General features: G+C 42.8%; 8 protein-coding genes. 4 read left to right on the top strand and 4 right to left on the bottom strand.

The window, feature by feature from the left end; all coding sequences use genetic code 11:
* Positions 1–313 precede the first annotated feature (313 nt).
* The 4 genes from CF596_RS02750 to CF596_RS02735 all read left to right on the top strand — a co-directional run bounded on the left by CF596_RS02750 (position 314) and on the right by CF596_RS02735 (position 5,887).
* A complete protein-coding gene (locus CF596_RS02750) occupies positions 314–1,063 on the top strand; it encodes an electron transfer flavoprotein subunit beta/FixA family protein (protein WP_096901145.1) in 750 nt (249 codons plus the stop codon).
* Positions 1,064–1,081: 18 nt separating this feature from the next.
* The gene (locus CF596_RS02745) at positions 1,082–2,014 is read left to right on the top strand and encodes an FAD-binding protein (RefSeq protein ID WP_096901144.1); all 933 of its coding nucleotides are present in this window, start codon (positions 1,082–1,084) and stop codon (positions 2,012–2,014) included.
* Between the two features lie 403 nt (positions 2,015–2,417).
* On the top strand, positions 2,418–5,393 hold the full coding sequence (gyrA, locus tag CF596_RS02740; protein ID WP_096901143.1) for a DNA gyrase subunit A: 2,976 nt from the start codon (positions 2,418–2,420) through the stop codon (positions 5,391–5,393).
* Positions 5,394–5,461: 68 nt separating this feature from the next.
* Positions 5,462–5,887: a DUF3887 domain-containing protein gene (locus CF596_RS02735; RefSeq protein WP_096901142.1), complete on the top strand. Its 426-nt coding sequence runs from the start codon at positions 5,462–5,464 to the stop codon at positions 5,885–5,887.
* Between the two features lie 27 nt (positions 5,888–5,914).
* On the opposite strand, the gene CF596_RS02730 is transcribed toward CF596_RS02735, so the two are convergent.
* From CF596_RS02730 to CF596_RS02715, 4 genes are read right to left on the bottom strand one after another with little or no spacing between them, the layout of a single operon-like run.
* The gene (locus CF596_RS02730; RefSeq protein ID WP_096901141.1) at positions 5,915–7,015 is read right to left on the bottom strand and encodes an ABC transporter permease; all 1,101 of its coding nucleotides are present in this window, start codon (positions 7,013–7,015) and stop codon (positions 5,915–5,917) included.
* Positions 7,012–8,142 (bottom strand): ABC transporter permease, encoded by a 1,131-nt coding sequence (locus tag CF596_RS02725; RefSeq protein ID WP_004971855.1) that lies wholly within the window; start codon positions 8,140–8,142, stop codon positions 7,012–7,014. Before CF596_RS02725 ends, CF596_RS02730 begins: the two co-directional genes overlap by 4 nt.
* Positions 8,142–9,272: a biotin/lipoyl-binding protein gene (locus tag CF596_RS02720; RefSeq protein WP_096901140.1), complete on the bottom strand. Its 1,131-nt coding sequence runs from the start codon at positions 9,270–9,272 to the stop codon at positions 8,142–8,144. The genes CF596_RS02725 and CF596_RS02720 overlap by 1 nt, the downstream gene beginning before the upstream one ends.
* A gap of 11 nt (positions 9,273–9,283) precedes the next feature.
* Positions 9,284–10,765, bottom strand: coding sequence for a TolC family protein (locus CF596_RS02715; RefSeq protein ID WP_096901139.1), 1,482 nt, complete (start codon positions 10,763–10,765; stop codon positions 9,284–9,286).
* Between the last annotated feature and the right edge of the window lie 395 nt (positions 10,766–11,160).

Raw genomic sequence — 11,160 nt, 5'->3', positions numbered from 1 at the left:
TTTAATTCGTCTGATCACAGATACTTTATAAAGTATTTTAATACTTTTTTGAATCCGTCAATGCGTAAGTCCTAATATAAATCAAAGCTTAAAATTGCTTATATAATCGTCGCTTGGTTTGTTAATTTTTAGAAATAAAAAAGTATGAACGCATCGTTCAGTTAATTTTTGGCATTTTTAGCCTTGTTTAGACAATTCTGACTTGACCGAAATGCCGATCACATAGCAAGATAGGACACCTAAAAAATTTAAAGCGAAGAGTTATTATTAACTTTTCTCAATATTTACTTTTGCTAAAACAGCCGAGGATTACATGAAGGCTCTTGTTGCTGTAAAACGTGTGGTAGATGCCAACGTTAAAGTTCGCGTTAAGCCGGATAATAGTGGAGTTGACCTAACTAACGTTAAGATGTCAATTAACCCATTCTGTGAAATCGCAGTGGAAGAAGCGGTTCGTTTAAAAGAAAAAGGAACTGTTTCAGAAATCGTAGTGGTATCCATTGGTCCTAAAGAAGCGCAGGAACAAATTCGTTCTGCAATGGCGCTTGGTGCAGACCGTGGTATTTTGGTTGAAACAGCCGATGAGATTGGTGCACTTGAAGTGGCTAAAATCTTAAAAGGTGTTGTTGAACAAGAACAACCACAACTTATTTTATTGGGTAAGCAAGCTATTGATGACGACTCTAACCAAGTTGGTCAAATGCTAGGCGCTTTACTTGGTGCAGGTCAGGGTACTTTTGCTTCAGAAGTAAAAGTAGATGGCGACAAAGTTCAGGTAACACGTGAAATTGACGGTGGTTTACAAACTGTTGAGCTTGCACTTCCTGCAATCATCACCACTGACTTACGTTTGAATGAGCCACGTTATGCGGCACTTCCAAACATCATGAAAGCACGTAAAAAACCGCTAGACACCAAATCTCCTGCAGATTATGGCGTTGCAACAGGTACTAAGCTGAAAACTGTAAAAGTTGAAGCACCTGCTGAGCGTAAAGCGGGCGTACAAGTGAAATCTGTAGATGAGCTTGTAGAAAAATTGAAAAACGAAGCGAAAGTGATCTAATACAGAAGGATAAAAATCATGAGTATTTTAGTTATCGCTGAGCACGACAATAAAGCACTAAATGGTGCAACATTAAACGTTGTTGCTGCAGCTCAAAAAATCGGTGGTGATATCACTGTATTGGTTGCGGGTTCTGGTGCACAAGCAGTTGCAGACCAAGCAGCTAAAGTTGCAGGCGTAAGTAAAGTATTACTTGCTGACGATGCGGCTTATGCAAACCAATTGGCTGAAAACGTAGCAAAATTTGTTGCAGAATTAGGCAAAGGTTATAGCCATATCCTTGCTGCTTCTACAACAACAGGTAAAAACATTTTACCGCGTGCGGCTGCACTTCTTGATGTCAGCATGATCACAGACATCGTCGCTGTAGATTCTGCAAAGACATTCAAGCGTCCAATTTATGCAGGTAACGCGATTGCAACTGTAGAGTCTTCAGAAGCGATTGTGATAGGTACTGTACGTGGTACAGCATTTGACCCAGTGGCTGCAGAAGGTGGTTCAGCTGCGGTTGAAGCTGCTACTGTGACAGGTGATGCTGGTATTTCTAAATTTGTTTCTGAAGAAATTGTGAAATCAGAGCGTCCAGAATTAACAGCAGCTCGTATTGTAGTTTCTGGTGGTCGTGGTGTAGGTTCTGGTGAGAACTATCACAAAGTACTTGATCCATTGGCAGACAAACTTGGTGCAGCACAAGGTGCATCTCGTGCAGCAGTTGATGCGGGCTTCGTACCAAATGACATGCAAGTTGGTCAAACAGGTAAAATCGTTGCACCTGATTTGTATATCGCTGTAGGTATCTCTGGTGCGATTCAGCACTTGGCAGGTATGAAAGACTCTAAAGTGATCGTTGCGATCAACAAAGACGAAGAAGCGCCAATCAACGCAGTAGCTGACTACTGGTTAGTGGGTGACTTGAACACTGTTGTTCCAGAGTTAGTATCTAAAATCTAATTACTGAACACAGTCAAAAACGCCTCTATGTGAATAGCATAGGGGCGTTTTTTATTGTCTTTTTTAATTTAGATGCAGTGATTGGTTTTAAGTACATTATGTGAACTTAGCGTATATGTGGGTACATATCGAGCAAGTATATGTTGAAGATATTTTGACGTGACTCTTAAAAATATGAAGCACTTTTGTTTCTTGGGTGTGAATATTTTTTTGCCTAAAAAATCACCGTTAAATTTAAGTAAATTAACAAGATTAAGATCATCTCTAAAGCACAAAAACACAGGCGTATATGCTATAATTTTTCGCTAGTTTTTATTTTTAGCCTGCATTTCAGGCTAATCATTTGCAAGTTTTACGACATATAAAATGCAAGCAAAATTTGTTTGCAGAATAAGGAGTATGCATGAGCGTATCGGAAATTAGACCGATTGCCATTGAGGATGAACTCAAGCACTCGTATTTAGACTATGCGATGAGCGTGATTGTGTCACGTGCGCTGCCAGATGTACGAGATGGTCTAAAACCTGTGCATCGTCGTGTGCTATTCGCAATGCACGAATTGGGCAATGACTACAACAAAGCTTACAAAAAGTCTGCCCGTGTAGTCGGTGACGTCATCGGTAAATATCACCCTCACGGTGATTCTGCAGTTTACGAAACAATTGTTCGTATGGCGCAAGATTTCAGTTTGCGTTATCAATTGGTCGATGGTCAGGGTAACTTCGGTTCGATTGATGGCGATAGTGCCGCAGCCATGCGTTATACCGAAGTCCGTATGCGCAAACTTACTCATGAACTGTTGGCCGATTTAGAAAAGGACACTGTCGATTGGGAAGATAACTACGACGGCTCTGAGCGTATTCCTCAAGTGATGCCTACTCGTATTCCAAACCTATTGGTCAATGGTGCTGCAGGTATTGCTGTAGGTATGGCGACCAATATGGCACCGCACAACATGACTGAAGTGGTGCATGCATGTTTGGCTTATGCAGACAACCCAAATATTTCAATTGAAGGGTTGATGGAACATATCACAGGTCCAGACTTCCCTACAGGCGGTATTATTTACGGTAAATCAGGCATTGTTGATGCTTACCGCACAGGTAAAGGCCGTTTGCATATTCGTGGTAAGTACCATTTTGAAGAAGATCAAAAATCTGGTCGTACCACCATCGTCTTTACTGAAATCCCTTATCAGGTCAACAAAGCCAAAACCATTGAGCGTATTGCTGAACTGGTGAAAGAGAAGAAACTCGAAGGTATTTCAGAATTACGTGATGAGTCTGATAAAGAAGGGATGCGTATTGCAATTGATCTGAAGCGTGGTGAAAACGCTGAAGTGATTGTGAATAACCTATTCTTGAATACACAATTAGAAAACTCATTCAGCATCAACATGGTTTGCCTAGACAATGGTCAGCCAAAATTGATGAACCTAAAAGATATTATTGCGGCATTTATTCGTCACCGCCAAGAAGTAGTGACCCGCCGTACCATGTTCGAGTTGCGTAAAGCACGTGAACGTGGGCACATTTTAGAAGGCTTAACCGTCGCGTTGGCCAATATTGATGCCATCATCGAAACCATTAAATCTTCTGCCAACCCAGCCGAAGCGCGTGAGCGTTTACAGGCAGGCGAATGGGCAGCAGGCGGTGTAGTCGCATTATTGGAAAAAGCTGGTTCAGTTTCTGTACGTCCAGACGAAATTGAAGGTGAAGATCCTAACCGACCATTTGGTTTAGATGGTCAGGTGTATCGTTTATCACCTGCGCAAGTGACCGCAATTTTAGAATTACGTTTGCATCGTTTAACAGGTCTAGAACAAGACAAATTACATGCAGAATATTCTGAAATTTTGGCACAAATTGCTGAATTAACTGCAATTCTAAATGATTTTAATTTGCTAATGGGCGTGATTCGTGAAGAGTTGGCGCAAGTTTTACAACAATATGGCGATGCACGTCGTACTGAAATTGTAGAATCGCGTATTGATTTCTCGCGTGAAGATTTAATTCCAGAAGAACAAGTGGTACTGACAGTATCACAAACAGGTTATGCAAAAACTCAACCATTGTCAGATTACGCAGCACAGCGTCGTGGTGGTCGTGGTAAATCTGCAACGTCGATGAAAGAAGACGATTATGTGCAGCATTTAATTGTGACTTCTAATCACGCAACGGTGCTGTGCTTTACTGATGTGGGTAAAGTTTACCGTCTGAAAGTGTTTGAAGTGCCGCAAGCATCGCGTGGTGCGAAAGGTCGTCCAATGGTGAACTTGTTGCCGTTAGATGCGAACGAAACCATCACCGCGATTTTACCTGTCATTGATGCACCGAAGAAATTTACCGAGCGTTTGGCAGACTTCCGTAGCTATGTGAAAGCCAATGCGGCACATCTGCAAACTAACGCGATCATTGCCGCTCAATATGCAGAATTAGAAGCTGCCTTTACTGAATTAGCAGATGGTGATGATTTATCTGACGCATTACGTGTGCAATTGAAACAATTGGGTGTAGAGCTTTCTGCAACCGATTTAGACGATGAGATCATTGCAGAATTTGCATCACAAGCAGAAGCCTTGCGTAAAAACTTTTATGTCTTTATGGCAACGGCATCAGGTACAGTGAAACGTGTTGAATTGGAACAATTCAGTAACGTACGTTCGAATGGTTTACGTGCCATTGAATTGAATGAAGAAGACACTTTAATTGGTGTTGCAATTACCGATGGTGAACAGCAAATTATGTTGTTCTCCAATGAAGGTAAAGCGATTCGTTTTGCTGAAACCGATGTACGTTCAATGGGTCGTGCGGCCAAAGGCGTACGTGGTATGCGTGTCAGCTTCGGTTCAGCACAAGTTGAAGATGTAGAAGATGTAGAAGTCGATGGCGATGATGAAGACAGTTCAGATTCAGCACTCATCAGCCGTATCGTATCGCTAGTCGTAGTACCAGAAACAGGCGAAGTTTTGTGTGCTTCGGCGAATGGTTATGGTAAGCGTACACCTGTAGACGACTTCCCAACCAAAAAACGTGGTGGTAAAGGTGTGATTGCCATTAAGACCTCTGAACGTAATGGTGAATTGGTCGGTGCAGTTGCTATTGATGAAAGCAAAGAACTGATGCTGATTTCTGATGGCGGTACATTAGTGCGTACTCGCGCTTCTGAAGTGGCGCAAACAGGTCGTAATGCACAAGGTGTACGTTTAATCCGCTTGGGTGAAAACGAAACACTGGTGGGTGTGGAAGCGATTGAAGCTGTTGAAGAAGACGAGTTTGTTGAAGCGATTGAAGGTGCAGAATCTTTAGTGGCTGAAACGGATGCAGTTGCTGAAACTGAGCAAGTGGAAAAAGACGGTGAAAATTCAGTAGAAGAATAGGTTTTTTACTGATAAAAAGGGCGCTTCGGCGTCCTTTTTTATAAACGTTGACTGCATAAGGGTAAGCGATGAAAACCAAATTAATGTTGTTGGCAGCAGCGGTTGCATTGAGTGGCTGTAATTCAATGGACAATATTCCAGATCCGAGTCCTGAACAGGAAAAGGCGGCACAGCTAGCCTATGAGGATTTGCGTGATGGGAAGTATGACGAGTTTTTGGATCAGTTAGAGCCGCAGTTGCAAACCCAGTTTAAGGACAATGAAAAGCTGATGAAACGCTTTTCACGTTCAATTCCTCAAGGTGAATACAAGTCTAAGACTTTAATGACCAAAGAGATTGAAGAAGCAACCAATCAGCTTGGGCAATATAAGGTCAGCTATGAAATTGCCTATCCGGAAAATCTGGTTCAGTATGATGTTAGTTTTGACAAGCCGAATGGTAGCAACAAGATTCGTAATTTCAATATTCAAGTCTTTGGCGAATCGGGTAAATAAGTGGAATAGGAGCATTGCTATAATGCTCTATCTGCTTTGATGACCAGAAATTAAACGTCGATAAGCCAAAAAAAAGCACAAGCTACCGATCATTCCAAGATAGAGCAATTTAGGCAAGATCAGTGTTGTAGGCACACCCATCTGATTGAGTTGAATAAACATCTGCACAATTTGGGTAGAGGGCAGGATTTCGCCAACGACTTGCATCCAGGTGGGCATGGCAGCATGCGGCCAGGCCGCACCAGATAAAAAGAACAGTGGAATAGAAGTGAATACAATGACATGCCCCGCACGTTCCGGCAGATCCAGAAAACTAGCAAATAAGCAGGTCATGCCAATTATCGTGTAGATAAAAACCGCAACAGCCAGCAGCATCCCGAGCAGGTTGCCACCGCGCGGATAATCAAATAGCCAGAAGCTAAAGCCGAATAAATAGAAACATCCTAGACAACCAATGGTGAAGACCGCTAAACACATCCCAATCAATGCATTTGTGTTTAATTCTATTTTTCTTTCCCGATATACCAAAATCAGCATACTCAAACCCAAAAGAATGGTTTGGTGGATAATTAAAGGTGCAACCGCAGGAAAGACATAGCTGCCATAGCCGGACAGCGGATTAAATAAAGGAATTTGATGCACAGAAAGGGCAGGTGAAAAATCCGAGACCTTGCCAAAGCGTTCAGTATAATCTGCCAAAGTTTGCTCAACTGATGTGGCTAAGCCCAGACCAATTTGTTTGGTTACTAAAAAGTTGGCTGTACTTAAATACAGGCCAATGCCACCTGTTTCACCATGCCTTAAGCTTTGCGATAAATTGTCCGGCAGAAGTAAAATACCATCGGCTTTTTGTGATTCCACCCATTGTTTGGCCTCGGAAAAATTGCCGGTAATCGCCTCAATCTCCACATTGGGGCTTTGTGCCACTTGACCAATAATACGGGTGCTTAAGTTACTTTGTTCTTCATCGACAATAATAATCGGTAAGGCTTCAGCCTGCTGTGCCTGATAAGCGGTTGGATAAAAAAAGCTGTAAAACAAGACGGATAGAATAAGCGTGGTAAAGATCGTGCCGTGACTGACAATATCCTTAAAGCTTTGCAGATAGTAAAACCAGAGGGATTTCATTGGACTGCTCCTTTAACTATTTTTTTAAGAAACAGATAAGCCAGCAGAGCGTAAACTAGGGCATAGATCAGCAGCATGAATCCAGCTTGCAGTGAAATATGCAATGGACTACCAATCACCCATTGTTCAGTTTGTAATTTGGCATAGGGCGTAAACGGAATAATATTGGACCAGAACTGGGTGAATAGGGGCGCATTATTTAAAGGTAAAGTCACACCAGCAAAACTTAAAGATGAACCACCATAGACCGCAATGATGCCAAAAGATTTACTTAAATCTTTGGTTGCCAGAACCACTGCACTGCTTAAAAATGCATAAGCGCTATATAGCAGAAATTGTGCCGATAGAATCAGAGCGAGCGAGCCGGCAACAAACCAGCCGCGAATTTCAATCAGCCAGAACATCCAGATCCAGGTCCATAGACTAAAAATAGCCACATAGATCAGGTTCTTAGACAGCAATGCCATCCAGATGGATGAGTTGCTAATCCAGCTTGTTAAGGTCTGCCGCTTCAGTTCCTGACCGACGGAAAATGCCACACAACAACACAGCAGTAAATGCAGAATTGCCGGAATGACATAGGGTTCCAGATAGAATTCATAATTCAGCTGCGGATTATACAGCGGAGATATTTTAATATGCGGTGACGGTGCTTCGAGAGAGGGGAGTCGGTTGCCCAGATATTGCTGTCCGCTAAATTCAGCGAGTGCTTGTAGGGTACTGACCAGCATGGCCGAGGAAATGGTATTTCCAATACTGAAATAACTCTGGTTAAAAGCAATACTGATGTCAGCATCCTGGGCACGAACCAGACGTTGCTCGGCACCGCTTGGAATATGGATATAACCCCAAATTTTATTTTGATTTAACAGGCGCTCAATTTCAGCTGTTTGTTCCGACACCGTAGCAATTTTAAGAGTATGATTCAGCGCCACATGTTGATAAATGCTTTGACTCAGCGCACTCTGGTCTTGATCAATAATCGCAATCGGTAAATGATCCGATTTCCCTTGAGCAAACATGCTGCTGAATAAAATAATCACCAGTGCAGGTGCCAGCGTGACCAGACACAGATCCCATTTTTCGCTGAGCAGATAGCGCAGTTCGCGCCATATACCCGTCCACATTATCGGGTCTCTTTCAGTTTAAATAACACGCTCATCCCGACTTTCAGTTCAGAAATCGCTGGTGTGGGTACAAGATGCAGCTTAAAACTGCGCACATCATAACCGCCGGTTTGACGTGTGGTCTTAATGGTGGCAAATTCACCTTCAGCACTGATCTGTCTAATTTGAAAAGTGGCGGTTTTATCTAGGGCGGGAATATAACCTTCAATACTGCTCATTTTCTGAAATGGGGCATATTGGTCTTCACGAATATTCAGGCTCACCCACATTTGATCTTCAATCAGGCTGACCACAGGGACTGCGGTGGCTACCAGCTCCGAGACTTTGCCATAGGTTTTAGACACCGTTCCGTTTACAGGTGCTACTAATTGGGTTTCTGCTTCTAAAGCATTGGCTTCATCCAGCGCAGCCTGGGCAATATCTACTTGTGCATCGGCAGAACTCTTTTGCTGTGAGGTGCTGCCACGTTTGGCACGTGCGTATTGCTGATACGCTGCTTCTGTCATTTGCGCCGCTGATTGACTGGCTGCATACAATTCATCACGGCGCTGGTGTGAAATCACACCTTCCTTCAATAAATTTGCACCACGCTCATAAGAAACTTTGGCTAAATTTTGCTGTGCTTTCAGCGATTGCCAGTTGGCATACAGACTGGCGATATTTTCTTCCTGCGAGCCACGTTCAGCAGTCGATTGTAAGGCCAGCGCAGATTGTAAAGCCGCTGCGGCTTGCTGTTTTTTGGCCTGAATTTCCGGGCTGTTTAAGCGCACCAGTACATCGCCTTTTTTGACCCGCTGACCTTCTTCTACATAGATTTCTTCAATACGGCTTGGCACTTTGGTCGCCACCTGAACTGTTTCAGCTTCTACACGACCCTGCAATTCAAGCGGAGCCGGTTGGTAGCTTTTCCACAATCCAAAAGCGATGACTGCCAGCAGAACTGGAATCAGGGCGAGCAATAAATATTTTTTCTTTTTAGCGATTTCAGGAGCTTGTTGTTGCTCGGTCGAAGTCGTCGCGTTGTTTTCTATTTCAGTTTTTGTTTCTACCTGTTGCGCAGGCGATTTTTCTGTATCGCTGGATGAAGCCACTTCATTCACAGGATCATTGGGTTTTTGATCTTCGTTCATGTTCGGCTCCATTAGCGAATATAGTGGGTGTTGGCATGTTGAATGTAGGTTGGAAATTCTGCAATCGAGCCATGGCTTTGTAATAGTGTGGCCAGTGACATCACATATTTGTAAGCATTCAAGGCAGTTTCAGCTCGTAGTCCGCTCAGCATATTTTGTGCATCGATGACCTGTGTGGCGGTGCCCGTATCTTCTTTAAAAGACAATTCTTGGATGCGTAAATTTTCCTGTGCGGCTTTCAAGTTTTGTGCCAGAAGTACATCACTTTGCTGTGCACTAAGTGCTTCGCTATAAGATTTATAAATCAGATTTTCAATTTCCTGCTGGGTGCGTGCAGTAAGCAGTTCTGTTGCAGAGCGTTTGAGTTCGGCAGCCTGAATATTCTTGTTTTTATCGATCCCGGAAAACAGGTTATAGCGTGCGGCAACCCCGACAATCCAGTTTTCATTTTGATCCAGACTATATTCGCCAAAAGCAAATACATTTGGTTTTTTCGCTGCTTGCTGGGCTTTCACATTGGCTTGGGCCAATTGGGTATCCAGCTGCATTTTTTGAATCAGCGCAGAGTTCTGACTAAAAGTTTTTAGCAGATGATTTAAGGCCTGTGGCTCGGTTTTATTGACAAATAAAGGCGTCGAAAGCTCAGTGATGCTACTTTCCTGAAGCAGATTATTCAGCTGGAACAGCGCAGCATTCAAATTGGCCTGCGTATTTTGCTGGCTGCGCTCGGCATTATTACGTGCCACTTCAAATTGCATACGCTGGCCTTTACTGATAAAACCTTGCTGTTCCATTTTTAAGGCATTGCGATAATGCTGCTGCATGGCATTCAGATTAAACAGCGCAGCTGCATGCAATTGCTTTTGGAGCTGCACATTAAAATAACTTTGAATCAGTTCAAAACGCTGCGTATCTTGCTGCTGTTTGTTGCTGAGCTGACTACGACCGACCTGAATATTGGCAATTTCTTTGGCACTACGGGTGAGGCCTCCAGTATATATTGGCATAACCACGGAAACAGTGGGGCGAATCACCTGATCTTCAAGGATGACATTAGACGTATCCGGAATCAGACCAACTCCGCTATGAATAGTATTGTTAAGTCCATCACGCAGTGGATCGGTAATACCTGCAGGTAGATCCACGCCATTACTGGCCTCCCACTCATTAAGCCGGCCATTCACGCCTTGAGAGAGTGAATTCTCCAGATTATTTTTAAATTGCTTTAATGGAATATCGACTTCACTGTGAAAGGCATAGGCACGAACATTCAGGTCGACACGTGGCAGACCTACGCCTTTTACTGCTTCAGCTTCAAGTTTTGAAGCCTGTTCCAGACTTTGATAGGCTTGGCTGCTATAAGAATTTTGCAACAACTGACGTTCAGCATCCTGAAAGCTGATGCTCTGTGCATGAGCAAAGCTGCCATACATCATAGATGCAAGCAGATTTAAACCCCAGACAAGCTGTCTTTTATTTTTCTTTAAGTTCATAAAGTCGCTAAACTGATTTAAAGCCGGTAATGTTATCCCGCTAGTATAAATCAAAGGTTCGCAGATAGAACTAGTGTAAAGTTATAGTATTGTTTCTTGTACATTTGTCTATAAAAAGCACGCTTATGCGTCCTCTAATCTTCTTTTTTACCTTTTCTTTTTAAATAGCGTTTTTTAGCTACTTTTTCTCTATATTCTTTTAAAAGTCTTGGATTTTTTGCGATTAATTCATCCATATTGCTTTTTCCCCCCTCGAAATTCAGGATATTGCTCTCGCATTTTTTTACATTCACTCTTTTCTCGCCAGATTTTAAAGAATAAATAAAGCTTGCTGAAGCATCTCTACGTAAAACTTCTTCTTTAAATAAAGGGGTGGCAATAGATCTCTTACGAAA

The sequence above is a fragment of the Acinetobacter sp. YT-02 genome (assembly GCF_002412355.1).
Lineage (GTDB): Bacteria > Pseudomonadota > Gammaproteobacteria > Pseudomonadales > Moraxellaceae > Acinetobacter > Acinetobacter towneri.
Note: the sequence above shows the minus strand (reverse complement) of the source record. Positions and strands in the feature narration are given on the sequence as shown.

What these genes read in the sequence shown, in the direction of transcription:
- CF596_RS02750 (WP_096901145.1), top strand. Translation starts at nt 314, where the DNA reads ATGAAGGCTCTTGTTGCTGTAAAACGTGTGGTAGATGCCAACGTTAAA.
- CF596_RS02745 (WP_096901144.1), top strand. Translation starts at nt 1,082, where the DNA reads ATGAGTATTTTAGTTATCGCTGAGCACGACAATAAAGCACTAAATGGT.
- gyrA (WP_096901143.1), top strand. Translation starts at nt 2,418, where the DNA reads ATGAGCGTATCGGAAATTAGACCGATTGCCATTGAGGATGAACTCAAG.
- CF596_RS02735 (WP_096901142.1), top strand. Translation starts at nt 5,462, where the DNA reads ATGAAAACCAAATTAATGTTGTTGGCAGCAGCGGTTGCATTGAGTGGC.
- CF596_RS02730 (WP_096901141.1), bottom strand. Translation starts at nt 7,015, where the DNA reads ATGAAATCCCTCTGGTTTTACTATCTGCAAAGCTTTAAGGATATTGTC.
- CF596_RS02725 (WP_004971855.1), bottom strand. Translation starts at nt 8,142, where the DNA reads ATGTGGACGGGTATATGGCGCGAACTGCGCTATCTGCTCAGCGAAAAA.
- CF596_RS02720 (WP_096901140.1), bottom strand. Translation starts at nt 9,272, where the DNA reads ATGAACGAAGATCAAAAACCCAATGATCCTGTGAATGAAGTGGCTTCA.
- CF596_RS02715 (WP_096901139.1), bottom strand. Translation starts at nt 10,765, where the DNA reads ATGAACTTAAAGAAAAATAAAAGACAGCTTGTCTGGGGTTTAAATCTG.